Consider the following 24,822-nt stretch of genomic DNA (forward strand, 5'->3'; position numbering starts at 1 on the left):
CCCCAAACCGGGGCTCGTAGGCGGATCTTTAATTGGTCCGTAGCCCAGCAATGTTCTCTACGAGAATGCAAAAATATCGAGTGAGCGGAAGCATAGTAGAACTCCTGAACTATTCGGTCAAGAATAAGGCGCCCAAACAAGGATGCTCGGATAAAGGCACCGGTACCTTCCGTCAGTAAATCACCTTGACATTTTCCGCCTTGAAATGCGCTGACAAGGATTGCAGCAAATTGTCCTGCAGGCTTACGCGCCAGGCATCTCCCAGTTTCAGTTCGCAAACCGCATCCTTATTGCGATAAATCACCGATACCGGACAGTACCCATCGCCATGTTGACTATTGCCGGCGTTGACGGTATTAGCGTTGATACGATAGGGTGCAAGTAATTCCTTTAGCTTGGCCGCGTTCGACAGGCCATTGCAGTGGAGCTTCATGCATTTTGCGTAGCGCGAGCGGGCACTGTCCAGATTATAGAGCTGATCGGCGGAAATACGCAGTTCATCGCCATTCCCGTCGTCACCCCTTTTACTGTTCACCCTGGCTTCTACCAAAAGCAGTTGATCTTCTTTCAGCCAACTACGGGCAGACTCGAATAACTCGTTGTACACAACTATCTCCACCCGCGCACTGGCGTCATCCAATACGATCACCCCCATCTTGCCACGCCGGGTCATTTGAGTGCGTACGGCATAGACGATTCCTGCCAGAAGTTGCGGTTCTCGCTGGGGATTCAACCGATTCAGCCGCGTGCGTACAAAGTCTTTCAGTTCTTCCGCACAGGCATTGAATGGGTGGCCGCTCAAATAGAATCCCAGCGCCATTTTTTCATTCTTCAGCTTATCCTTCTCCACCCACTGCGGCACATTGATCAAACTCTGCTGTTCCATCGAATCGTCACCCTCACCAAATAAACTCACCTGGTTGACCGCACGGCCGGCCTGTTCGGCCGATTCGAGGGCAATGCCGACCGATGCCAGCAAGCCCGCCCGATGGCTATTGACAGAATCAAATGCGCCAGCGCGGATGAGTGATTCCACCACGCGGCGGTTGACAATGCGCTTGTCCACCCGCTGGCAAAAATCGAACAAATCAGTGTAGGTCCCACCCTGATCGCGCGCCTTGATAATTGCAGCGATTGCCGATTCGCCCGTCCCTTTTACCGCTCCCAGACCATATCGTATGGTTTTTTCCTCCACAGGAATGAAACGGTGACCGGAAAGATTGATGTCGGGGGGCAGGATGGTGAGCCCATTGGCAATGCCATCCTCAAAAAAAGCATGCACCTTGTCCGTATCGTCCATATCGGCGGACAGTGTGGCGGCCAGGAATTCAGCGGGATAATGTGCCTTGAGGTAGGCGGTCTGAAATGCAATCAAGGCATAAGCCGCCGCATGCGACTTGTTGAAACCATAGCCCGCAAATTTTTCCATCAGGCTGAACAGTTCGGTCGCATCGCGCTCTGTCAAACCATTCCTGGTGGCGCCGGCAACGAAAATATCGCGCTGCATGGCCATTTCTTCGACTTTTTTCTTACCCATTGCCCGCCGCAGCAGATCGGCACTCCCTAGACTGTAGCCGCCTATCACCTGCGCGATTTGCATGACCTGTTCCTGGTAAATCATCACGCCATATGTGGGCTCAAGTATGGGTTGCAAACGCGGATCGAGATACTCCACGCGCTTGCCATGCTTGCGCTCGGTAAATTCGGGAATCAGGGCCATCGGTCCCGGACGGTACAGCGCCACCAGCGCGATGATGTCCTCAAAACAGTCGGGCTTTGCTTTCTGCAACAGATCTTTCATGCCGCGCGATTCGAACTGGAATACCCCTACGGCGTTTCCCTGCCGCAACAGCGCGTAGGTGGCCGGATCATCCAGAGGGAGGTTCTCCAGGGAAAAGGATTGCATGCTTCCAATTCCGGTTTCAGCAATGTTCCCATCGGCACTCGGTACGGTGCGCCCGGACCCCTGTACGCCGGGGGGCGCATTTCCCTGCCTGATGTATCTGACGGTCCAGTCGAGGATAGTCAACGTCCGCAACCCGAGGAAGTCGAACTTCACCAGGCCGATTTTCTCAACATCATCTTTGTCCAGCTGGCTTATTACCGAATTACCCGAGTCTGTGCAGTAAACGGGGCAAAAATCAGTAATCTTTCCCGATGCGATCAGGACGCCCCCGGCATGCATGCCTACATTGCGTGTAAGCCCTTCGAGGCGTTCGGCCAGTTCCAGCAGATTACGCACCTCTTCTTCTGCCTGCGCGCGTTGGTTCAGTTGTGGCTCTTCCGCACGCGCCTTTTTCAACGTCATGCCAAGATCAAACGGTACCAGCTTCGCCAACTGATCGACGAAGTTATAAGGCAGATCCAGCACCCGCCCGACATCGCGCACTACCGCTTTTGCCGCCATGGTGCCAAATGTGGCAATCTGCGAAACACTCTCGGCGCCATACTTCTGTTTGACATAATCTATGACATGTTCGCGCCCATCCTGACAGAAATCGATGTCAAAATCAGGCATGGAAACACGTTCCGGATTAAGGAAGCGTTCAAACAGTAAATCGTAACGAAGCGGATCGAGGTCGGTAATGCCAAGGGAATAAGCGACCAGCGAACCCGCACCGGAGCCTCGGCCAGGGCCGACAGGCACACCATTGTGCTTGGCCCAGTTGATGAAATCGGCAACGATCAGGAAGTAGCCCGCGAACCCCATCTGCACGATGGTGGATGCCTCGAAATCCAGCCGCGCGCGATATTTGGGCATTTGCGCATTGCGCTCAGTTCTATCGGGATAAAGAGCTTGCATGCGCTCTTCGAGGCCGGTTTCCGCTTGGGCGCGCAAATACAGCTCCAGGCTCTGGTTGTTGGGCGTCGGAAATAATGGGAGGCGATTGACTCCCAACTCCAGGGCGAGATTACAGCGCTTGGCGAGTTCCACGGTGTTGGCGAGTGCCGCCGGTATGTCAGCGAACAATGCCGCCATTTCCGCCTGGGTCTTGAAATACTGCTCTTCAGTGCAATGCTTTGGGCGGCGGCGGTCACCCAGCACGTAACCTTCGGCGATGCACACCCTCGCTTCATGCGCCTTGTAATCGTCGGGATTTAGAAACTGTACCGATTGGGTTGCCACTACCGGCAGATGCAATGCGGATGCCAGCGCCAGTGAGTTCTGCACGAGCGTCTCGGTATTGGGGTGCCCTACCCGCTGTACCTCGATGTAAAAACGGTTTGGGAACAAATCCGCCCACCCTCGCGCGAGCATTTCCGCCTGAATCAAATTATTCTGCATCAACATCAGGCCAATATCGCCAAGGTCTGCCCCGGACAGGGCAATCAGTCCCGCCGTCCCCGTTTGGCTCTCGGCAAGCCAGGATTTTCTGATTTCTGCCCGTCCCTGGCGCTGGTTTTCGCGATAGGCGCGGGACAGCAGCTGGCACAATAAGAGATAGCCCGAGTTGGACTGGCACAACAATAAAATACGCGCGGGTTTGTTCCGGTCATCTTCGTTGCTTATCCAGACATCGCAGCCGATGATCGGTTTTATGCCTTTGGCTCGCGCCTCCTGATAAAACTTCACCATGCCGAACAAGTTGGAAAGATCCGTAAGCGACAATGCCGGCATACCGTCGGACGCCGCTTTTGCCACCGCGTCGTCGATACGCACAATGCCATCCACGATGGAATACTCGCTGTGCATGCGCAGGTGGACAAAGGTGGGGGATGTAGACATGTTGCCGTGATCCTGACTTGATGTTTGGCATGGGTGCTGGCCATGGTACCCACTCTCATGGGACTCGACTCCCGGCTGGACCCTCAGGCAATATTGAAAATCGGATTCGATTTTACACCAATTGCCCCATCCTCAAACCCGAGGGGATATCTAATCCGAATTTATAATCATCCGGGCGACGGGGCTCCCAGCTCAGTTAAATTCATCTGGGAATTGCGGTAAATCTCGGATTCTTGCTCCGCGAAGAAACTGATAATTCTCTCGGGGAGCCATGTCAATCTGCCCGGAAAAGGCGAATTCAGAAATCCGGCGTGCCCCCCCTCTTCGGGAAATTCCAGCGTGACCGCGGATGAGACCTCATTCGATTCAGGCAATGCGGAGGCCGGCATGAAAGGATCGTTAAAGGCATTGATGACAAGGGTGGGCACTTGGACATGCTTGAGCCACGGCTTGCTGCTGGATTGATGCCAGTAGTCTTCGGCATCTTGAAAGCCATGCAGCGGTGCGGTCACGAGATTATCGAATTGATGCAATGTAGTGCATGCGGCCACTGCGGCAGCGTCAAATAAATCAGGAAAGCGATCAAGCTTCTCCAGCGCCTTGCGTTTCAGCGTATCGAGAAAGTGGCGGGTATAGAGCAGGTTGAAACCTGATGCCAAAGCGCTGCCCGCGGCGGCCAGATCCAGCGGCACGGAAACCGCCGCGGCACCATCGATCAACTGACAGGCTTGCCGACCTTGCTCACCCAGCCATTTCAGAAAAGCGTTGCCACCCAGTGATACCCCCGCTACATAAAGCGGCGCGGAGCCCGACAGCTTGTTTTGTCCGCTTATCCTGCGTAGTATCCAATCGATTTCTGTGGAATCGCCGGCGTGATAAGCGCGCGGCAAGCGATTGGGGGATCCCGAACAGCCGCGAAAATGTACCACCCCGCCGCGCCATCCCAGATCCCGCAGCATGGCCATCATGCTCAGAACGTAATGACTGCATGAATCTCCTTCAAGCCCGTGAAACAGTATTACCAGCGGCGCATCGGCAGGATTATCCAGCCAATCGATATCGATGAAGTCGCCATCATCCAGTTCCCAGCGTTCACGCCGGTAAGCAATCAAGGGGCGTGCCAACAGGTAGGGATAAATGGTTTGCGCATGCCCCCCCCGCAGCCAGATAGGGGCCATGTAGGGTGTGGTGCGCAACGGAAGGGTGGAAATTTTCACGCGAGGTCTTTATCAGGCATTGTCACATTCCAACCGGTGGCCAATAAACTGAAGATCATGCCAATCAATAAGTTACAATACAACGAACTATCAGAACCGATCACACATAATAACACGCGGGGCTCATTGTCAGTTATGGCGAGTTGTTTTCGGCCCATGGCAAAGGCGGACGCGGCGATGCCAGTGCAGCACCGCACTGCTTCTCAATTGAGGATGAGCGTTATATTTTCCTTTTTAGCGGCAGAACCTTGAGTAAAAATATCATGCAATACTTCTCCCCCATGCAAACAAAAACCCGCCGAAGCGGGTCTGTTTTTGACTTGCGAATTGCTTTTACGATTTCCTGCGGCGGCTGAAACCCAGACCCGCCAAGCCGAGGCCAAGAAGAGCAAGAGTGCCAGGTTCGGGTACCTCACCGATCTGCGCTGCTGGAACCGGTATCTCGTTTACTGTGCCAGTCAGATTCAGGGTAAGGCTATAGGCAGCCCGGCTGGATGCGGCACCGACATCCGCGTCTGACAGGCCCAATATGTAGCTGGCACTGAAAATTCCGGCTGAGGAGGTATCCAGCATGGCCAGCCAGCTGTTGCTCGAACCTTGGCCCAACCCGCTGAAGCCACCCAGGTTGGTTAATAGCGTGCTGATGTTACCACTGCCGGAGATGTTGTCGAGATCCAGGCCGACGCGATTGGCATCTGCCAGATTGAAGAGGCTGAATCCGAGGGTGGCGGCATCACCCACGAAGAAAGTTCCGAAGTCCAGGTTCAGGGTCAGCATCGTTGACGAACCATCGAAGGACGGCGCGGCATGCAGCAGGTAGTCATAGGTCGCACCAACATTACCCGCCCAGGTGACCGCATACTGTGTTGTCTCCGCGCCGGTGAATTGGGCACTTGTCTGCGTTGCCGTCAGTGTCGGGGCGGTGCGTGCCAGTGTTACATCACCGTTGCCGACATAGCTGTCAAGGTTGGCGGATGGCACAACCTGATTCAGGCTGGTTGCGGTAGCGGAACTCGTGGTGGCGCTGCCGGTACAGGCACCCTGACGGTGATCCGCGCATGAATCGCTACCATTAATGGCCGGTAAGAAGCTGGCGTTTACGCCCGGGCCAGAGATACTGGCGGTGCTGCTGCCGGTACCATTCGAGGTGACGGTACCGTTACCGTTGGTATTGGCTCCATCAGTGGATCGAACCCAGGTGCTTTGTGTCCGCGTTGAGGTGAGATTCAGGGTGGTACCCATCAGCACACCCTGATTTGGATTAAACTGGCTAACGGCGCTGGTCCCGAGGCTGGCGCCATTATTATTGCTGGCACCTCCGCCCTCAGCGTCGGTAACGCTTGCGGAGTTGCTAAAACCCACCGGTGCGGTATTGATCAAAAGAGCGCTGGCTGGCAATGGAATCATTGCCAAGGCGCTCAATGCGAGGGCAATTTTTTGGTTCATTGTCTTCGGTACGAATCGCATTTTATTTCCTGTTGGAAAAGTAATAGTTTCTAGAGGAGCGCTATAAACTCGCTCTCATTCACAGTAGTGTATTAAGCATTTTCCATGCCAGGTATGAAATATCATTAATATTAAACGAGTTGCGCGTGTATCATTTTTTAACATATACCCGGGTGTAATATTCTTCGACAGCGGGATGGTCAGAGTCAAGCTTTGGCTTGTTCAAAGCCAGGACTCCAGGCTCGTTGAAGGTATTAATCGGTTCTTGGGGAATCAGCGGTAAGAAGGAGATCTACCCTGAGATATGGGGCTGAACCTAGCGCTTCGGCAACAAAAATCACTTAGTCAGTGAACTGAGCTAAGCAATTGATTTGGTAGGCCGTGCCAGATTCGAACTGGCGACCAACGGATTAAAAGTCCGCTGCTCTACCGGCTGAGCTAACGACCCAAAGATACGCAAGGGACGTGCATTATACCGACTCGCCCCTCCGATATAAAGTTTTTTGGATCAGGCCAGTCGGACGAGCACCTCCCTGTTCTGTTTCGCTGCAAAATTTGCTTTAAACTGCCCGTATGCGAGGAATCAATTTTTGAACGACGTTATCGTTATTGGCGGGGGGGTCGCCGGGCTGGCTACGGCACGCGAATTATTACAGCAGGGAGCGAGTGTAACCATACTGGAGCGCAATCGCTGCGGGGAAGAGTCGTCCTGGGCGGGCGCGGGCATACTTTCACCGCTATTGCCGTGGGATTACTCCGAGTCGGTAACGCAATTGACGCAATGGAGCAACAGCTTGTATCCTGGGTTTATCCAGGCGTTGTGTACGGAAACAGGCATCGACCCGGAATTTCATGTGAGTGGCATGCTGGTGCTGCCCGCCTTCTCCAGCGAACCGGGGGTGGGGCTACAGGAAGATCGCCTGCGTGCAGCGGAAGCCTGGTGTGTCCGGCATGACTTCCCCATAAGAAGCGTGCGCTCTCACGAAATCGTGCCAGTGCTTGCGCTCGACGAGCCGGCGCTTTGGCTGCCTGAAGTCTGCCAAGTGCGCAATCCCCGCTTGCTGCGGGCGCTGGTACAAGCTGTGGAGATGAAAGGAGGCACCATCATCGAACATGCCGAAATCACAAGCTGGAAGATGGCGCATGAGCAGATCCAGTCGATCGGTACCAGCCATGGCGAGGAATATACCGCAGCCAGTTACATCGTTACCGCCGGGGCATGGAGCCGCCAGCTCTTACGCGAATATGCGCTCAAGCTCGATATCTGGCCGGTGCGGGGACAGATCCTGCTGTTCAAGACACAGCCCGGTTTGCTCGCCACGATCGTATTGCAGGAACCCGATAATTTCTATCTGATACCACGCCGGGACGGATATATTCTAGCCGGCAGTACGGTGGAGGAAGCCGCTTTCGACAAACGTACAACCGCTCCTGTGCGGAAAGAACTGCTGGAAAAGGCGCATAGGCTGATGCCTGCATTGACCGAAGAAATTCTGACCGGTCACTGGGCGGGTCTGCGTCCAGGTTCGCCAGGGAATATACCGGTTATCGATCGCCATCCCGTCATTACAAACCTGTATCTGAACAGTGGTCATTACCGCTACGGCGTTACCATGGCACCAGGCGGCGCGCAGCTTATATCCAACATGATTCTGAACAAGCTCCAGTCGCTCGACGTTACACCCTATCGATGGCCGGCATGAACAACGGAGACAACCGAGAGTAATTTCCTTCGGGGCACACCATTGTTTCGAATAACGCTTTCCCCGCGCTTTATCCACGGCATGCGGGATGGTAACATTGCATCCACTTCAACAAAGAGACATAAGGGCATACGTATCATGGCCGGTCATAGCAAGTGGGCGAATATCAAGCACAAGAAAGCCGCGCAGGACGCCAAGCGCGGCAAAATTTTCACCCGGCTCATCAAGGAAATTACCGTCGCCGCGCGGCTCGGCGGGGGCGATCCCAACAGTAATCCGCGGTTGCGTCTGGCTGTCGACAAGGCTTACGAGCAGAATATGCCCAAGGACAACGTCGAGCGTGCAATCAAGCGCGGCAGCGGCGATCTGGAGGGCGTGAATTATGAAGAGATACGTTATGAAGGTTACGGTATCGCCGGTGCGGCCGTACTGGTCGATTGCATGACTGATAACCGCGTGCGCACGGTCGCGGATGTACGCCACGCCTTCACCAAGTACGGCGGCAACCTCGGCACCGACGGCTCGGTCGCGTTCATGTTCAAACACTGCGGGCAACTGCTTTTTGCGCCCGGTACCAGTGAGGACAAGCTAATGGAAGCAGCGCTGGAGGTGGGTGCGGAAGATGTCATCAGCAACAGCGATGGCAGTATCGAAGTCATTACGGCGCCATATGAATTTGTCGGCGTCAGGGCGGCGCTGGAGAAAGCCGGTTTCAAGGCGGAGCTCGCCGAAGTGACAATGAAACCGGCCAGTGAATCCACGCTGACAGGTGACGAGGCGGTGAAAATGCAAAAACTGCTGGATGCGCTGGAAAATATCGACGACGTGCAGGAAGTCTATACGACGGCGGTAATTGATGAATAGATTCTTATTCTGCGGGTGAAAAAGGAGTCCATAAATCCGTATTCTTGGCATAGACCCCGGCTTGCGCATTACAGGGTTCGGGGTCATCGATAAAACCGGCAGCAAGCTGACCTATGTCGGCAGCGGTTGTATCAAGACAGTGGACGGTGAGCTCCCGTCGCGTCTGAAGTCCATCATGGACCATCTAAATGAAGTCATCGTGCAGCACCGTCCCGATCAGGTCGCGGTGGAACAAGTATTTGTCAATGTCAATCCGAAATCCACGTTGATGCTGGGACAGGCGCGGGGGGCCGCGATCTGCACCGCAGTGCTGAATAATCTCGTTGTGGCCGAATACACCGCGCTGCAGATCAAGCAGGCGGTTGTCGGCAAAGGTCATGCGAAAAAAGAACAAGTGCAGGATATGGTGAAGCGGTTGCTGCAGCTCGCCGGCAGCCCCAGCCCCGATGCAGCGGATGCGCTTGCCTGCGCGATTTGCCATGCCCATGGCGGACTGGGGCTGGGGGGAATTTCGACAGCGGGCTACCGCATGAAACGAGGGCGGCTGGTATGATCGGCAGGATTAAAGGGCTGCTGGTGGAAAAGTTGCCGCCACTGGTGCTGGTTGACGTGCAGGGTGTGGGATATGAAATTGATGTACCGATGAGCACGTTCTATAACCTGCCCGCCATCGGCGCGCAAATCACGCTGCATACTCATCTCGTAGTGCGCGAAGACGTGCATTTGCTTTTTGGTTTCGCCACCGAAGCGGAGCGGCAAGCCTTTCGCCAGCTTGTAAAAATCTCCGGTGTCGGTGCGCGAACCGCGCTGGCTTTGCTGTCCGGCCTGAGCGTAGCCGACTTGCAGCAAGCGGTGGCTGCTCAGGATAGCGGACGGCTGATCAAGATCCCCGGTATCGGAAAAAAAACCGCCGAACGCTTATTGCTGGAGTTGCGCGATAAGCTCAATGCCGGCATGACGGGCCCCATTGGGGGAGGAATGCCAACGTCAATGGGTAGCAGCGACGTGCTCAATGCCTTGTTATCTCTGGGATATAATGACCGGGAAGCCAATTGGGCGACGCGGCAGTTACCCGCAGGCGTTGCCGTATCCGATGGCATACGCCAGGCATTGAAACTTCTATCGAAAGAAAAGTAATTTAACTGAGTTCCAAGGTTAAGCCTGCCCTCATGAATTTACCTGCCATATGCAATCAAGCCACATCGGGCGAATTGCAATTGCATAATTTGAATGATTGAAACCGATCGATTAATCGCCTCCGCATCCGTTTCTCTTCAGGAAGAAGAGCTGGAGCGAGCGCTGCGCCCCAAGCATCTGAGCGAATATGTCGGTCAGGAAAAAATTCGCGGGCAGTTGCAGATATTTATCGAAGCAGCAAGGCGGCGCCGGGAAGCGCTTGATCATGTGCTGTTGTTTGGTCCACCTGGCTTGGGCAAAACCACACTTGCCCACATTATTGCCAGAGAGATGGGCGTGAGCCTGCGTCAGACTTCCGGCCCGGTGCTGGAGCGCCCCGGCGATCTGGCGGCGCTGCTGACCAATCTTGAGCCCAACGACGTGCTCTTCATCGACGAAATCCACCGTCTCTCTCCGGTGGTGGAAGAAATTCTTTACCCCGCGCTGGAGGATTATCAGCTTGACATCATGATCGGCGAAGGCCCCGCGGCACGATCGGTCAAGCTCGATTTGCCGCCATTCACCCTGGTGGGCGCCACCACGCGCGCGGGCATGCTGACCAACCCATTGCGTGACCGCTTTGGCATTATTTCGCGGCTTGAGTTTTATACCGTGGAAGAGCTGACAAAAATCGTGACGCGCTCAGCGGGGTTGCTGAATGTGGAAATTTCGACGGATGGGGCGTTGGAAATCGCGCGCCGCTCGCGTGGCACGCCGCGCATTGTCAACCGCCTGCTGCGGCGGGTGCGCGATTTCGCTGAAGTCAAAGCCGACGGTTACATCACCCGGCCGGTGGCTGACGCGGCATTGATCATGCTGGATGTGGATCTCCTTGGCCTGGACGTGATGGACAGAAAGCTGCTGCTGGCCGTCATGGAAAAATTCGGTGGGGGACCGGTGGGCGTGGATAATCTCGCTGCCGCCATCAGTGAAGAGCGTGGCACCATTGAAGATGTGCTGGAACCGTACCTGATCCAGCAGGGCTACATGAAGCGCACGCCGCGCGGCCGCATGGCCACGGTCATCGCCTATCGGCATTTCGGCATGGCGCTGCCAAAGAATGGGTTGAGCGGAGAGCTGTGGGAAGATCAATAGCAATAGTGATCCTCGGTAGAACATTGGAATCGGTAGGAATAATCAGGGATTCATTCTATTTATTTCATTCCGGCACCTTTGTTTTCAAATTCAGATTCGCAATTTTTTGAAAGTATGAGAACAGCAGCGGAAAGCGGCTCATTCATGGTTAATTCGAGCAAGACTATTTTCACCCTGCCTGTCCGGGTCTATTATCAGGACACCGATGCGGGCGGAGTGGTTTATCATTCCACTTATCTTGATTTCATGGAGCGGGCCCGCTACGAATGGCTGCGGGAACTGGGATTTGATATTCATTCGCTGATTCAGGTTCACAAGGTTATTTTCATGATACGTTCGCTCAATATCGAATACTTCAAACCCGCTTTGCTGGACGATTCTTTACAGGTAGCCGTGCAGCCTACAGAGTTGGGCAGAAGCCGCATAACACTCTCCCAACATATACTGCGTGGTACTGTCACCTTGGCCGGTGCCACTGTCCATGCGGTATGCGTGGGTGCCGACAGTCTCAAGCCAGTGAGCGTGCCAGCGCCGCTGCGCCACAAACTTGGAAAATTCGCATGAGCGCATCGGTAACGCAGGATATGTCCCTTTTTCACCTCATCAGCAGCGCCAGCTTGCCGGTGCAGCTGGTGATGGCGCTGTTGCTGGTGACTTCATTTCTGTCTTGGTGGTTCATCTTTCGCAAGCTGTTTGTCATCCGTCAGGCAATGAAGCAGAGCGATGAATTCGAGAATGTTTTCTGGAAAGGTCCCGATCTCAATGCGCTCTTCCAAAGCGCCGCCAGTTCGCGCCATACGGCAGGGAGCATGGAACGGATTTTTGAGGCGGGGTTCCGCGAGTTCATCAAACACAAGCGCCAGCCGGGGATGGATATCAGCACGGTGATGGACGGCACCCGCAGGGCCATGCGGGCCACATACCAGCGGGAGATGGACAGTCTTGAATCGCACCTTTCCTTTCTGGCGACGGTAGGATCGGTAAGCCCTTACGTCGGCCTGTTCGGTACCGTCTGGGGAATCATGAATTCTTTCCGGGGTTTGTCCAACGTAACCCAGGCTACCATCGCTCATGTCGCACCGGGCATTGCGGAAGCATTGATAGCGACTGCGATGGGCTTGTTCGCGGCGATTCCCGCGGTCATCGCCTATAATCGTTATGCTAATAACATAGACCGGCTGGCGACCCGTTTCGAGAGCTTCATGGAAGAGTTATCCAATGTGTTACAGCGGCAGGCAACCGGATAGGATTTCAGAGGACGGATATTGTGACTGAGCGCCGCGCCAAACGCCGTCTGATGAACGAGATAAACGTCGTGCCATACATCGACGTAATGCTGGTATTGCTGGTGATATTCATGATTACGGCGCCGCTTATCAGCCCCGGTCAGATTGAATTGCCGCAAATTGGCAAATCCCTCACGCCCCCTGTTGCGCCACTGGAAGTGATCATAAAAGCCGACGGCAGCCTGAGATTGCACGACCGTGCCACGTCGGGCGGCGAACAAAAGGTCAGCCGGACGGAGCTGGTCGAGGCAATCAAACGGAAGCAGGCGCAAAACGCTGAGCAGGCAGTGGTGATTGCCGCCGACAAAAGTGTGCGTTACGAGGAAGTGACGAATGTGATGGACATTTTACAACAGCAGCAGGTAAAGAAGGTGGGGCTGCTGGCCAGGCCGAAATCTTGATGAGCGGGATGGCATTGCGAGGTTCCTCGCACATTGAGCCAGGGCGTGTACCGGCAGGCGTGCTGGCGGTATTGGTGCATATCATTTTTTTTGCGTTCATGATTTTTGGCCTCAACTGGAAAACCTATCCGCCGGAACCCATGATGGTGGATTTATGGAGTAATCTGCCTCAGCCGGAACAATCACCGGTGATCAAAGCAACGCCACCTCCGCCGGTGCCCAAGCCGGTCCAGCCGCCGCCCGACGCAAAGCCGTTGCCGCCGGAGCCAAAGATGCCGCCACCGCCCCCCAAGCCTGATATCGCCCTCAAGGAAAAGATTGAGCCCAAACCCATAGAAAAAAAGCAACCGGCACAAAAAGATCAAAAAGAGGCGAAAGAAAAAGAACTGAAAGCTCAAAAAGAGAAAGAGCAAGACCTGAAGGCCCAGAAAGAAAAGGAATTGAAGGACCAGCAGGCAAGGGTGGCCGCTGAAATAGAGCAGCTTCAGCGAGAGCAGGAAGCGCGAAACAAGCTTCAGGCGCAGGCGGCAGCGCAGTCCCGCCAAGGAAACGAGATAGCGGAATACAAGGCCAGAATACTGGCTAAAATCAAAAGCCATATTATCATGCCGCCCGATTTGCCAGGAAACCCGGTGGCGGAATTCGACGTTACCCTGCTGCCTGGGGGCGACATTCTCGATGTCAAATTGCGCAGAAGCAGCGGGTTTGCCGCCTTTGACAGTGCGGTGGAACGCGCCATCTTTCTGGCCAAGCCGCTCCCCTTGCCGCCCGACCCCGCAATGTTTCCAAAATTCCGTAATTTAAGCCTCAAGGTACATTATCGCGAATGACTGAGGTATACTCCACGGTACTATCGCGAACTCCTTGAGAGCTATTTCCATGCAGATTCGCTCGCCTGAATTTTCCCCGTATATCCTTGTCTTGTTCCTGTGGTTGATCGGTGCGCCTGCCCATGCCGCGCTCGACATCGAGATTTTTGGCGGGGGCGCGACACAGATTCCTGTGGCTATTGTTCCCTTCGCCGCGGAAGAAAGGCTCAATCAAGGCATTACACCGGTGGTGGCCGCAGATTTACAGCGCAGTGGCTTATTCAGAATGATTGATCCAGCGGGTCTTGCGCCACACGAACCGGTCGAGGTCGTTTATTCAGAATGGATCAATCGCGGTGCCAATGCACTGGTTATCGGCAGCACTACAGCCCTGCCCGGCGGACAGGTGGCCGTGCGCGTCCGTCTGCTGGACGTCGCAAAACAGGTGCAATTGGCCAGCTATACTGAAACCGTTCCTGCAGGACAGTTGCGTGCCGCCGCGCATCGGATAGCGGATCTGATTTATGAGAAACTGACCGGTGATGTGGGGGTATTCAGCACACGTATCGCCTATGTGGTGAAAGACGGTAAAAGATATTCTTTGCAGGTAGCGGACGCCGATGGGTTTAACGCCCAGCCGGTGATCGAATATACCGAGCCGATTATTTCGCCCGCGTGGTCACCGGACGGCAAGCAACTGGCCTACGTATCCTTCGAGAACAAGAAACCGGTGGTTTACATCCAGACCCTTGCCACGCGGACGCGCAAGGCAGTGGCGAATTTCAGGGGGAGCAACAGCGCACCGGCCTGGTCGCCGGACGGAAAGAGACTGGCAGTGGTGTTATCACTGGTAGGTGGTTCGCAGATTTTTTTGATTAACACCGATGGCAGCGGCTTGCAAAGATTCACCCAGAGTTCCGGAATCGATACCGAACCCAGTTTTTCGCCCGATGGCCAGTCGATCATTTTTACTTCCGATCGTGGCGGCAGTCCGCAAATCTATCGTATGCAAATAACGGGACGTCCATCCGGAATGGCGGAGCGCCTTACCTTCGAGGGTAGCTATAACGTCAGTCCCGAATACAGCCGCGATGGAAAAAGCTTTACTTTTATTCATCGCAATGGTGATAGATTCAATGTCGCGACACAGGATCTGGCAACCCGGCAGGTGCAACTGCTAACCGATTCGAAATTCGATGAGTCGCCCAGTTTCGCGCCCAATGGCAGAATCATTTTGTATGCAACCGAGGTAAAAGGCCGTGGTATATTATCTGCGGTATCAAGTGATGGCAAAACAAGACAGCAGCTTTCAACGCAAGCCGGTGATGTACGAGAACCGGCGTGGGGTCCTTTGCCAAGGCTGCAGTAGTTCCGAATCCGATATTTAGTTCAACTATAAAGGAATGCCCATGAAAAACATATTTGGCGTGTTATTGATCAGTTTGCTGGTGGCATGCTCCAGCCAGAGTACGAAGCCCTCCGCTGAAGTGGAGGACAAGTCCATCGGCACCCAGTCGGGGGCGGTGGAAAGCGGCGGTCCTACAACCGGGGCCGTACCCAACCTGAACCCGCTTACCGATCCAAACAATATCCTCTCCAAACGCAGCGTCTACTTTGACTTCGATAGCTATGTCGTGAAGGATGAATATCGATCTTTGGTACAGGCCCATGCCCAGTATCTGCGCGAGAACGGAAATGCCAGAGTGCTATTGCAGGGCAACGCCGACGAACGCGGCAGCCGGGAGTACAACCTCGCACTGGGTCAGCGCCGTGCCGACGCGGTAAGGAACGCCATGACGTTGTCAGGCGCCAAGGAATCCCAGATCGAATCTGTCAGCCTGGGCGAAGAGAAACCACGGGCAACAGGTCATGACGAATCCTCGTGGGCGGAGAACCGCCGCACTGATATCCGCTATCAGGGCGAGTAACGGTGCGGTTGCGCGCTTTCTGGTTATTGTTCCTGATCGGTTGTAATTCAAGTTACGCCGGGCTGTTCGACGACCAGGAAGCGCGCAAGCAGATTGCTACGCAGCAGACATTGATTGAAGATCTGCGCAATCAGGGGCGGACGCTGGAAACGCGCCTCGTCAAACTGGAGGCAGCCCTCAATGATCAACCGCTGCTGGAACTTCATAATCAGATCGAGACTCTCAGGCTCGACCTGAATAAACTGCAGGGGCAGATCGAAGTACTGGTCAACGAGAACGAGTTGGCAAAGAAGCGGCAAAAGGATTTTTACATTGATCTGGATAGCCGATTAAGGCGGATAGAACAGCCGGAAGAATCCGCCGCTTCGGAATCCCCACCTCCGGAATCTCCTGCGGCACCAGCTACCCGGTCTGAGGTCGCACCGGAACCAACCGTTGAGGCTCCGGCCAGGGTTGTTGCGGTGGTTCCACCTGCGGCAGGTGCTGCACCCACGGAAACCACGGAAAGCCGTGACTATGAGGCTGCCTACAGCCTGTTCAGGAATGCCAAGTATCAAGAGGCCATTTCAAAGTTCAAGCAATTTATCAAAAATTACCCCGGATCCAGTCTTGTACCGAGCGCTCATTACTGGACCGGTAATGCTTATTACGCGAAGCGTGACTTCAAGAACGCCATCGATACTCAGGAAAAACTGATCGCCGCTTTCCCCGCCAGCTCCAAGGCTCCTGATGCGATGCTCAATATTGCCAGTAGCCAGCAGGAAATGAATCAAAAAGCTGCTGCCAAGAAAACCCTGGAAAATCTTATTGCCAGATATCCAGGGAGCGACGCGGCACAAAAAGCCAAGCAGCGGCTGGCCACTAGAAAGTAGTGCACCAGGATCCTTTCGTGGTAATGGCGTACCGTTCTTAGATGGTTCATACCCCTTTTCCATTGCAGCACTCCATTACGCAACCTGCTGATGCGGTAAATTTACGCGTCAGCGAAATATTTTTTTCCCTGCAGGGAGAGACCAGCCGCGCCGGATTACCCACGGTATTTGTGCGTCTTACCGGATGTCCGCTCCGTTGCGGTTATTGCGACACCGGATATGCGTTCTACGGGGGTAAGAGCCTGTCAATTTCCACCATTCTGGCAGAGGTTGCCCGCTATGTGCCCCATTATGTTACGGTCACGGGTGGCGAGCCCCTGGCGCAGAAGGAATGCCTGGTATTGCTCAGGCTACTGTGCGATGCCGGTTACTCGGTTTCGCTTGAAACCAGTGGCGCCCTGGATATCTCCAGGGTGGATGCGCGTGTTTCCCGAATCCTGGACATCAAAACACCTGGCTCGGGCGAAGTGGAAAAAAACCAATGGTCCAATCTCGATCATCTTACCCGCCACGATGAAGTCAAGTTTGTATTATGCGATGAAGCGGATTATGAATGGGCGGTTGAAGCCATACGTGAGCGTAAGCTGGATCTCATTTGTCCCATCCTGTTCTCACCGGTTTATGACAAGCTTGATCCCGCAACGCTCGCGGAATGGGTGCTACGCGACCGTCTGCCGGTACGGGTCCAGATCCAGCTGCACAAGCTGTTGTGGGGTGAGGGGCCGGGGCGATGAGAAGCAGGCGGAAGCACTTCGCAAACCCGGATTCTTAGCGCCACCTGCCACCTTATGACAAAGGCTGTGGTGCTTTTATCCGGCGGACTGGATTCCGCCACTACGCTTGCCATCGCTCGCAGTCGCGGATATGAATGTTATGCTTTGAGCGTGGACTATGGACAGCGCCATGAATCGGAGTTGGCGGCAGCGGCGACAACGGCCCGGTTTCTCGGCACTCGTGAGCATAAAACCATGAAAGTCGATCTGGGCGAGATCGGCGGATCGGCGCTCACCGATGAATTCATTGCCGTGCCTACCGAAGGAACGAAAGCGGGAATCCCCGTCACCTACGTCCCCGCCCGGAATACCATCATGCTATCGCTTGCCCTGGCTTGGGCCGAGGTAATCAAAAGCCGCGATATTTTTATTGGCGTTAATGTGGTGGACTACTCGGGTTATCCGGATTGCCGGCCGGAATATATCGCGGCATTTGAAAAAATGGCGAATCTGGCCACTAAAGCTGCAATTGAGGGCGCCAGGCTGAGCATTCACGCACCACTTATCAATTTGTCGAAGGCGGAGATTATTCTGCTGGGAATTTCACTGGGCGTGGATTACAGCCTGACGGTATCCTGTTATCAGGCGGATGACACCGGATTGGCCTGCGGTGTATGCGATTCATGCCGATTACGCCAGGCGGGGTTTGAATCAGCGAATGTGCCGGATGTGACACGTTATCAATTCGGATCGGGCGGCTGAGGCCCTGTATTTAATTTTAATGATATGATTCACAAGACTTTTGTCCACCAGTCCGTTTTCGGTAAAAACCGCATTCAATTTGATTGATAGCTGCAAACCTGAGAATTGCGATGATAATTCGTACAGGTCATTCCATTCCGTATGATTCCCTGGCTTACTCCTGAATCTCGTTTTCCCCCGTTGAACTCCGCACTTCTCAAGCCCAATGGCTTGCTTGCCGCAGGTGGCGATCTCTCGCCACAGCGTCTGATCGAAGCTTACCGCTGTGGAATCTTTCCCTGGTTTAACGAGGGAGAGCCTATTCTATGGTGGAGCCCGGATCCGCGCATGGTGCTGTTTCCGGGCGAGCTTAAAATTTCTCGATCGCTAAGAAAAACGCTGAAGAAAAGCAACTATGAAATTCGTGTCGATAGCGCTTTTAGAGAGGTCATGCAGGCATGCGCCGCGCCACGCGGAGACCAGCCCGGGACGTGGATTCATGCGGGAATGATTTCAGCCTATGCTGCGTTGCATGAAATGGGAGTGGCGCATTCCGTCGAAGTGTGGATGCGTGGCGAATTAATGGGTGGGTTATATGGTGTTGCCCTGGGGAAAGTATTTTTTGGCGAATCGATGTTCTCCCGGATCTCGAACGCTTCCAAAATCGCATTCGTGCATCTGGTAAGACAACTGGAGCGCCGGGATTTCCACATGATTGACTGCCAAATGAAAACCGCACATCTCGCTTCTCTCGGCGGACGTGAAATTTCCCGGCACGAATTTGGTCAGAAATTAAAAGAATTGGTAAACTACACTGAGCAAGTTGAAAAATGGTGCTTTGATCATGAGCCAATTGAATGATCTGCCTTCATCGGTACTACAGTTTTACACTACCGCATCCTATCCGTGTAGCTATCTACCGGAGAAATTGGCGCGGTCCCAGGTGGCGACTCCCAGTCACCTGATCGATACAGGCGTCTATGGCAAATTGGTGAAGGCCGGCTTCCGCCGGAGTGGTGCCTTTACCTATCGTCCTTACTGCGATAATTGTCGCGCCTGCGTGCCCGTGCGGATCGTCGTTGACGAATTGATTCTCAGGCGTGCTCATCGCCGCTCCTGGAAACGGCACCAGCACCTGGTTGCAACGCAACACGATCTGTATTATCACGCCGACCACTACGCACTCTATCTGCGCTATCAGATGCGGCGCCACTACGGCGGGGGCATGGATCGCGACAGTCGCGAACAATACCGTCATTTTTTGTTGCCAAGCAATGTCAATTCCAGATTGGTCGAGTTTCACGAAAACGGACAGCTGCGCATGGTCAGCATCATCGACAAATTGCCGGATGGTATATCATCTGTCTATACCTTCTTCGATCCGGATGTGCCAGGGGCGAGCTTTGGTACCTACAATATCTTGTGGCAGGCGCAGCAGTGTCTCACACTACGGCTCCCCTATCTCTATCTCGGCTACTGGATCAAGGAAAGCCGGAAAATGGCCTACAAAGCCGGCTTTGGGCCGTTACAAGGCCTGACTGATGGACAATGGGGGCCGTTGAGCAATGTACAAGACAGAGGTCGCACATAGAAACTGTCGATGTTGGGCTCAACGATAAGCAGGCGTCTGATAGCAGTTCTATCGCTGCATTTTCCGTATGGCTGCCGCACGTTTTTCCAAAGGCGCTGCTTTGCTTGCGTAGCCAATATCACGATATAGCTGCGCCAAATTTTCAAGGCTCGTCGCAACATTTGGATGATCCGGGCCAAGCGTTTTTTCAGAAATAGCTAGTGCGCGCTTGAAAAGAGGCTCAGCATGCGGGAATTTCCCCTGGTCTCTATACAATCCTCCCAGGTTATTCAGACTGAGTGCCACGTTCGGATGATCCGGGCCAAGCGCTTTTTTTGAAATGATGAATGCACGTTTATAAAGCGGCTCGGCCTGCGCATACTGTTCCTGGGCCTGATATAGTTGACCCAGGTTGTTCAGGCTTATGGCGACATTGGGATGATCCGGGCCGAGAGCCTTTTCTAAAATTGCCAGCGCGCGTTTGAGAAGCGGCTCGGCCTGCGCATACTGTTCCTGGGCTTGATATAGCTGACCCAGGTTATTCAGGCTTATGGCGACATTGGGATGATCCGGGCCGAGGGTTTTTTCATCAATTGCCAATGCACGCTGATAGAGCGACTCGGCCTGCGTATATCGCTCCTGATTTCTGTACAGTGTTGCAAGATTATTCAGGCTTGCAGCGACTTCCGGGCTCTCCGGGCCAAAGGATTTCTCAAAAATAGCCAGTGCGCGTTTGAAAAGCGGCTCAGCCTGCGTATACTGACCTTGTGCATTATGCAACAAGGCAAGGCTATTCAAACTCGTGGCCACGTCAGGATGATCAGGGTTCCGGATTTGTTCGGCTGTTTGCAGCGCCTTCTTCGCGGTTGCAGTGGCACGGGCATAGTCCCCCTGCTGATAAAGTGATTCTACCTCCGAATTGAGCATCTCCCATTCCTCAGCGGCACGGGCGTACCCGCCAAGGGTCAGCAGAACGAGAACAAGAGAAAAAAAAACCTGCTTCATAAGTGCGTCCCCCTAAAAACCCCGCGGATGATAGTGAAGATAGTGAATAATCCGCGATGATATCCATAAACATGAGCAGAAATAGCCGGATCGGATGTAACCAAGGATACTCTGAATAGATCCCGTGGATTGCGGCAATATATCCCACGCAAGATCTCTTTACATATTACCCGAGGTGCAATGCCCCGACTCCTTTCGGTAGACACCGTTTTTCGATCGTTGTCACCCATCCCAGAATAATCGTTTAGCAGGCTCACTATAGTTCCGGGTTAAAATGGGACCATGCTCTATTCATTGATCCGTCCGTTGCTATTCAGTCTCGATCCCGAAACAGCGCATCGTGCTACGTTCAATGCGATTGAGAAAGTTCACCGGCTTGGACTGCTAACCGGTGGCCCGATACCTTGCCAGCCGCGCAACGTCATGGGTCTGGATTTTCCCAATCCCGTCGGAGTGGCCGCCGGAATGGACAAGAATGGTGAGCATCTTGAGGCGCTTGCGTCGCTCGGCTTCGGTTTTATTGAAATTGGCACCGTTACACCTCGCCCCCAGCCGGGAAATCCCCGGCCACGTTTGTTCCGCATCCCTGAGGCAAACGCCATTATCAATCGCATGGGCTTCAATAATCAGGGTGTGGACAATCTGGTGGCGAATGTCAGGCGGTCAAATTACTATGGCATACTCGGTATTAATATCGGCAAAAATTTCGATACGCCGGTGGAACGAGCCGCAGATGATTATCTGATTTGCTTGAGCAAGATCTATCGCCATGCAGGCTATGTTGTCGTCAACATTTCTTCCCCTAACACGCCCCATCTTCGTCAACTGCAAAATGCCGAGGAGCTGGATCATTTATTGGGACTGTTGAAATCGAAGCAAATGGAACTCGCCGACGAACACGCCAAATACACGCCCCTGGCGGTAAAGATTGCTCCCGATCTTGAGCCGCCGCAAATCGCGTCCATCGCGGCCTTGCTGATGAAACATCAGATTGACGGCATTATCGCCACGAACACCACGCTTTCCCGGACTGGTGTGGAAGCATTGCCTCACGCCAGCGAGAAGGGTGGGTTAAGCGGTGCTCCGCTTAGAGAACGTGCCACCGCGGTTGTTCGCCACCTGCATGGTGTACTGCAAGGGGCGATACCCATCATCTCCGTGGGCGGCATCATGTGCGCGGCGGATGCAAAGGAAAAAATCGACGCGGGCGCAAGCCTGGTGCAGATTTACAGCGGCCTGATTTATCGTGGCCCCCAGCTCGTGAGTGAAGTTGCTCGTGCGCTCTGCGCATCGTCCGTGCCAGATCTTTTATGCCCGGGTTCGGGATGAGCAGAGATTTGCTGATAGCGGATATCGATGCCATCCTGCCGCAAACACAGTGCCGTCAATGTGGCTTCTCTGGTTGTGAACCGTACGCGACAGCCATTGTGGAAGGCCGCGCCAATATTAACCAGTGCCCTCCCGGCGGGGAGCGAGGGATACACAAACTGGCGGAGCTGCTGGGAGTGAAACCACTCCCGCTAGATACCCGACATGGCGTGGCAAAGCCGAAGGCGGTAGCGGTTATCGACGAGCAAGTCTGTATTGGTTGTACACTTTGCGTCCTGGCCTGTCCGGTCGATGCCATCGTGGGCGCGGCCAAACAAATGCATACTGTGCTCGCCGCGGAATGTACCGGCTGTGAACTGTGCGTCGCGCCCTGCCCGGTGGATTGCATCAAGATGATTCCCCTTAAGCAGCCGGGCAGCAGCATCTGGGCTGACCCTTATGCCCTGCTCGATGATTCGCTGACGTACGAGGACCAGAAAAGAAAAGCCGCCGATCGCGCACGTGTGCGTTACCGGTTCAGATTAAAAAGGCTTGAGCGTGAAAAGCAGGAACAGGAAGAAAGGCTTGCACAAAAAAACGGAGTAGTGAAATCCGTAAATGGCTCCTCAAACGGTGATTTGAAGAAAGCTGCCATCCAGGCTGTATTGGAACGTGCCAAGGCTGACGGATAACTGAAGAGCCTAATAGTACTAATCGTAGTAGCTATTTCCCCAAAAATATATGAATTCAACCATTCGCCGCGAAATTTTTACCCGCTTCCAGGCGGTTAATCCTCATCCCACCACCGAGTTGGAATACGACTCCCCATTCGAGTTGCTGGTAGCGGTGGTGCTCTCCGCTCAAGCCACCGATAAGAGCGTGAATCTGGCAACCCGGAAATTGTTTCTCAAGGCCAATACACCGGAGAAAATTCTCGCCCTGGGTGAAGCAGGATTGCGGGATGCCATCAAGAGCATCGGCCTATATAAAACTAAAGCAAAGAACCTTCTGGCGACTTGCACTCTGCTCATTGAGGACCACGGTAGCAAAGTGCCCCAAACTCGAGAGCAACTGGAAAAATTGCCTGGCGTGGGACGTAAGACCGCCAATGTAATACTAAACACTGCATTTGGTGAACCCACTATCGCAGTGGATACCCATATTTTTCGTGTCGCCAACCGAACGGGAATCGCACCCGGCAAAACCGTACTCGAAGTGGAACTGAAACTCCTGAAGTGCATTCCAAGAGAATTCCGCCACGATGCCCACCACTGGCTCATTTTGCATGGACGCTATGTATGCGTAGCGAGGAAACCGAAATGTGCCATATGCATCATTAATGATTTGTGCGAGTACAAGGACAAAAATCTTTGATGAAAAACATCCCTGTTTTGGTTACGTCTTGAATGTTTAATCCCTCAAGAGAACAAGCGCGCCAATTTTTCTTCGATACCTGGCAAAAATACAGGGAGCGAGAGATGCTCTCCGCGATGGAAGGCATGGCGCTTGAGGTGATCTTGCAGCATCCGGAATACCATACCCTGCTTGACGACATAGAGCATTATCAAGACAAGGATTACTTGCCCGAAATGGGCGATACCAATCCTTTTCTGCATATGAGCATGCATATCGCCATCAGGGAACAACTTTCGATAGACCAGCCTGCGGGAATTCGCCAGCGATTTGAGCGATTGCTAACCAAGACCGGCGATGAACATGCCGTTATGCATCAAGTGATGGAGTGTCTGGCGGAAATGATCTGGCAAGCGCAACGCAGCCGATCAGCGCTGGATGCAACGGTTTACTTCGAATGCCTGGATCGGTGGGGTAATTGATCCGTACTTGATGAGTCGCGCGATCTTGTTTATCTGCACACTGGTGAGCGGACAGGAAAAAGTTCTTCCTGTTCGCTGGAGCTTCCGGACTTCCGTGGAGCGTATTGCGGCTAAACAAGAATACCCACAAGACATACGATGAAGACCATACTTAACTACGATCCCAAGAAGCGCAACACCATAAGCCTCAAATGAGCGTCAGATTTAGCCGCTCATTTGAGCCGCACAAAAGGGTGGTCGGCTTTGTCAGAAGGCTTGGCGCGGAAGGTCCGCCACTTTCGCCGTCACCGTTCGCGTGCCCTGTCTCGCAAAGGCGTCGCGCGGGCCGCCTGGTATCTATTCAGGCTCCCAATCAATATTTGGTTTTCAGACCAGATTGAGTAGCAAAATAGGCCGCCAGATTTTCAATGTCTTCTTTGCTTAACGCCGCAGCCATGCCTGCCATTATGGGATCTTTACGGGCACCTGATTTATATTCATTCAGGGATTTTTCAACATAGCTTGCATGCTGTCCGGCAATCTTCGGGAAAGCTGGGGCGGGACTGTTGCCATCAGGGCCGTGACACGCAGCGCAAACCTCAGCCGCCTTCTTCTTGCCAGCCTCGATATTGGCTGCTATCCCATGACCGGAAATCACAAGCAATGCACCGCTCACCGCGGCAATAACAAAATTTTTCATAAGGCCTTCCTTGCGTAATAAATAAATTATTTTCCGGAACCTGCATAATAAGCAGCCAAGTCTTCCATATCCTGGTCGGAGAGGGTGGCAGCGATGCCCTTCATGCTGGGATGATTGCGGGCATCCGTTTTATATGCCTGGAGCGCCTTGACCAGGTATTCCGCATGCTGGCCGCCGATTCGCGGGACGTTATATACCGTGGGATAGGATGTCCGGTATCCTTCTATGCCATGACAGCCGACGCACATGGCATTTTTCTGTTTTCCCGCTACCGGGTCACCGGCTGCATGAGCGGCGCCGGCAAATGCCAGAAGCAAACCCCATGCAAATATATTCACAATTGCTGGTCGTTTCATTATAAGTGCCCTCTTTTCAAAAAGAGCGACTCTAAACGATGTGTCATTCCTGGTCAACGAATAAAATAGCAGGATGTATGTGAACTTATTG

At 53.8% G+C, this 24,822-nt stretch carries 26 protein-coding genes and 1 tRNA gene; 20 read left to right on the forward strand and 7 right to left on the reverse strand.

What is annotated here, in order from left to right; translation table 11 throughout:
- Window positions 1–172: 172 nt before the first annotated feature.
- From dnaE to EBAPG3_RS02825, 4 genes are all read right to left on the reverse strand, one after another.
- Window positions 173–3,727, reverse strand: a complete 3,555-nt coding sequence (dnaE, locus tag EBAPG3_RS02810) for a DNA polymerase III subunit alpha (protein ID WP_004175884.1) — start codon at window positions 3,725–3,727, stop codon at window positions 173–175.
- Window positions 3,728–3,894: 167 nt separating this feature from the next.
- Entirely contained in the window at window positions 3,895–4,944 is a 1,050-nt protein-coding gene (locus EBAPG3_RS02815; protein WP_004175883.1) for a YheT family hydrolase, read from the reverse strand.
- Window positions 4,945–5,277: 333 nt separating this feature from the next.
- On the reverse strand, window positions 5,278–6,411 hold the full coding sequence (locus tag EBAPG3_RS02820; RefSeq protein WP_051048948.1) for a PEP-CTERM sorting domain-containing protein: 1,134 nt from the start codon (window positions 6,409–6,411) through the stop codon (window positions 5,278–5,280).
- A 351-nt stretch (window positions 6,412–6,762) separates the two neighbouring features.
- Window positions 6,763–6,838: transfer RNA gene (locus tag EBAPG3_RS02825), tRNA-Lys, on the reverse strand.
- A gap of 142 nt (window positions 6,839–6,980) precedes the next feature.
- On the opposite strand from EBAPG3_RS02825, the gene thiO reads away from it, so the two are divergent.
- The 16 genes from thiO (at window position 6,981) to EBAPG3_RS02905 (ending at window position 19,569) form a co-directional block, all read left to right on the forward strand.
- Window positions 6,981–8,093, forward strand: a complete 1,113-nt coding sequence (thiO, locus tag EBAPG3_RS02830) for a glycine oxidase ThiO (RefSeq protein ID WP_004175877.1) — start codon at window positions 6,981–6,983, stop codon at window positions 8,091–8,093.
- Window positions 8,094–8,231: 138 nt separating this feature from the next.
- On the forward strand, window positions 8,232–8,957 hold the full coding sequence (locus tag EBAPG3_RS02835) for a YebC/PmpR family DNA-binding transcriptional regulator (RefSeq protein ID WP_004175875.1): 726 nt from the start codon (window positions 8,232–8,234) through the stop codon (window positions 8,955–8,957).
- 34 nt (window positions 8,958–8,991) lie between these two features.
- Complete coding sequence (gene ruvC, locus EBAPG3_RS02840; protein WP_040851603.1) at window positions 8,992–9,510, forward strand: crossover junction endodeoxyribonuclease RuvC; 519 nt, start codon at window positions 8,992–8,994, stop codon at window positions 9,508–9,510.
- Window positions 9,507–10,094, forward strand: coding sequence for a Holliday junction branch migration protein RuvA (gene ruvA, locus EBAPG3_RS02845; RefSeq protein WP_004175871.1), 588 nt, complete (start codon window positions 9,507–9,509; stop codon window positions 10,092–10,094). Before ruvC ends, ruvA begins: the two co-directional genes overlap by 4 nt.
- Window positions 10,095–10,187: 93 nt before the next feature.
- On the forward strand, window positions 10,188–11,228 hold the full coding sequence (gene ruvB, locus EBAPG3_RS02850) for a Holliday junction branch migration DNA helicase RuvB (RefSeq protein WP_004175869.1): 1,041 nt from the start codon (window positions 10,188–10,190) through the stop codon (window positions 11,226–11,228).
- Window positions 11,229–11,372: 144 nt separating this feature from the next.
- Window positions 11,373–11,792: a tol-pal system-associated acyl-CoA thioesterase gene (gene ybgC / locus EBAPG3_RS02855; protein WP_004175866.1), complete on the forward strand. Its 420-nt coding sequence runs from the start codon at window positions 11,373–11,375 to the stop codon at window positions 11,790–11,792.
- Window positions 11,789–12,475, forward strand: a complete 687-nt coding sequence (gene tolQ / locus EBAPG3_RS02860; protein ID WP_004175865.1) for a protein TolQ — start codon at window positions 11,789–11,791, stop codon at window positions 12,473–12,475. Before ybgC ends, tolQ begins: the two co-directional genes overlap by 4 nt.
- A gap of 20 nt (window positions 12,476–12,495) precedes the next feature.
- On the forward strand, window positions 12,496–12,915 hold the full coding sequence (tolR, locus tag EBAPG3_RS02865; protein ID WP_004175863.1) for a protein TolR: 420 nt from the start codon (window positions 12,496–12,498) through the stop codon (window positions 12,913–12,915).
- 8 nt (window positions 12,916–12,923) lie between these two features.
- Window positions 12,924–13,745, forward strand: coding sequence for a cell envelope integrity protein TolA (gene tolA / locus EBAPG3_RS02870; protein WP_004175861.1), 822 nt, complete (start codon window positions 12,924–12,926; stop codon window positions 13,743–13,745).
- Window positions 13,746–13,794: 49 nt separating this feature from the next.
- A complete protein-coding gene (tolB, locus tag EBAPG3_RS02875; protein WP_004175860.1) occupies window positions 13,795–15,093 on the forward strand; it encodes a Tol-Pal system beta propeller repeat protein TolB in 1,299 nt (432 codons plus the stop codon).
- A gap of 40 nt (window positions 15,094–15,133) precedes the next feature.
- On the forward strand, window positions 15,134–15,652 hold the full coding sequence (pal, locus tag EBAPG3_RS02880) for a peptidoglycan-associated lipoprotein Pal (protein WP_004175855.1): 519 nt from the start codon (window positions 15,134–15,136) through the stop codon (window positions 15,650–15,652).
- A gap of 2 nt (window positions 15,653–15,654) precedes the next feature.
- Entirely contained in the window at window positions 15,655–16,524 is an 870-nt protein-coding gene (gene ybgF / locus EBAPG3_RS02885; RefSeq protein WP_004175854.1) for a tol-pal system protein YbgF, read from the forward strand.
- 41 nt (window positions 16,525–16,565) lie between these two features.
- Window positions 16,566–17,258, forward strand: a complete 693-nt coding sequence (gene queE, locus EBAPG3_RS02890) for a 7-carboxy-7-deazaguanine synthase QueE (protein WP_004175853.1) — start codon at window positions 16,566–16,568, stop codon at window positions 17,256–17,258.
- A 54-nt stretch (window positions 17,259–17,312) separates the two neighbouring features.
- Window positions 17,313–17,999, forward strand: a complete 687-nt coding sequence (gene queC, locus EBAPG3_RS02895; protein WP_004175846.1) for a 7-cyano-7-deazaguanine synthase QueC — start codon at window positions 17,313–17,315, stop codon at window positions 17,997–17,999.
- A gap of 141 nt (window positions 18,000–18,140) precedes the next feature.
- The gene (aat, locus tag EBAPG3_RS02900; RefSeq protein ID WP_004175843.1) at window positions 18,141–18,839 is read left to right on the forward strand and encodes a leucyl/phenylalanyl-tRNA--protein transferase; all 699 of its coding nucleotides are present in this window, start codon (window positions 18,141–18,143) and stop codon (window positions 18,837–18,839) included.
- On the forward strand, window positions 18,823–19,569 hold the full coding sequence (locus EBAPG3_RS02905; protein ID WP_040851597.1) for an arginyltransferase: 747 nt from the start codon (window positions 18,823–18,825) through the stop codon (window positions 19,567–19,569). The genes aat and EBAPG3_RS02905 overlap by 17 nt, the downstream gene beginning before the upstream one ends.
- A gap of 48 nt (window positions 19,570–19,617) precedes the next feature.
- Here EBAPG3_RS02905 and EBAPG3_RS02910 read toward each other — a convergent pair whose 3' ends face one another.
- A complete protein-coding gene (locus tag EBAPG3_RS02910) occupies window positions 19,618–20,553 on the reverse strand; it encodes a tetratricopeptide repeat protein (RefSeq protein ID WP_004175840.1) in 936 nt (311 codons plus the stop codon).
- 282 nt (window positions 20,554–20,835) lie between these two features.
- Between EBAPG3_RS02910 and EBAPG3_RS02915 the strand changes: the two genes are divergently transcribed.
- From EBAPG3_RS02915 to EBAPG3_RS02930, 4 genes are read left to right on the forward strand one after another with little or no spacing between them, the layout of a single operon-like run.
- On the forward strand, window positions 20,836–21,882 hold the full coding sequence (locus EBAPG3_RS02915) for a quinone-dependent dihydroorotate dehydrogenase (RefSeq protein ID WP_004175836.1): 1,047 nt from the start codon (window positions 20,836–20,838) through the stop codon (window positions 21,880–21,882).
- Entirely contained in the window at window positions 21,879–22,553 is a 675-nt protein-coding gene (gene rsxB / locus EBAPG3_RS02920; RefSeq protein WP_173844499.1) for an electron transport complex subunit RsxB, read from the forward strand. Before EBAPG3_RS02915 ends, rsxB begins: the two co-directional genes overlap by 4 nt.
- 49 nt (window positions 22,554–22,602) lie before the next feature.
- Window positions 22,603–23,235, forward strand: coding sequence for an endonuclease III (gene nth, locus EBAPG3_RS02925; RefSeq protein WP_004175833.1), 633 nt, complete (start codon window positions 22,603–22,605; stop codon window positions 23,233–23,235).
- Window positions 23,236–23,267: 32 nt separating this feature from the next.
- On the forward strand, window positions 23,268–23,696 hold the full coding sequence (locus EBAPG3_RS02930) for a DUF1841 family protein (RefSeq protein WP_040851590.1): 429 nt from the start codon (window positions 23,268–23,270) through the stop codon (window positions 23,694–23,696).
- A 352-nt stretch (window positions 23,697–24,048) separates the two neighbouring features.
- Here the strand turns inward: EBAPG3_RS02930 and EBAPG3_RS02935 are convergent, their stop codons facing one another.
- Together EBAPG3_RS02935 and EBAPG3_RS02940 are read right to left on the reverse strand one after the other, a co-directional pair.
- Window positions 24,049–24,375: a c-type cytochrome gene (locus EBAPG3_RS02935; protein ID WP_004175831.1), complete on the reverse strand. Its 327-nt coding sequence runs from the start codon at window positions 24,373–24,375 to the stop codon at window positions 24,049–24,051.
- Between the two features lie 26 nt (window positions 24,376–24,401).
- Complete coding sequence (locus tag EBAPG3_RS02940; RefSeq protein WP_040851588.1) at window positions 24,402–24,731, reverse strand: c-type cytochrome; 330 nt, start codon at window positions 24,729–24,731, stop codon at window positions 24,402–24,404.
- Between the last annotated feature and the right edge of the window lie 91 nt (window positions 24,732–24,822).

This window comes from Nitrosospira lacus (assembly GCF_000355765.4).
GTDB lineage: Bacteria > Pseudomonadota > Gammaproteobacteria > Burkholderiales > Nitrosomonadaceae > Nitrosospira > Nitrosospira lacus.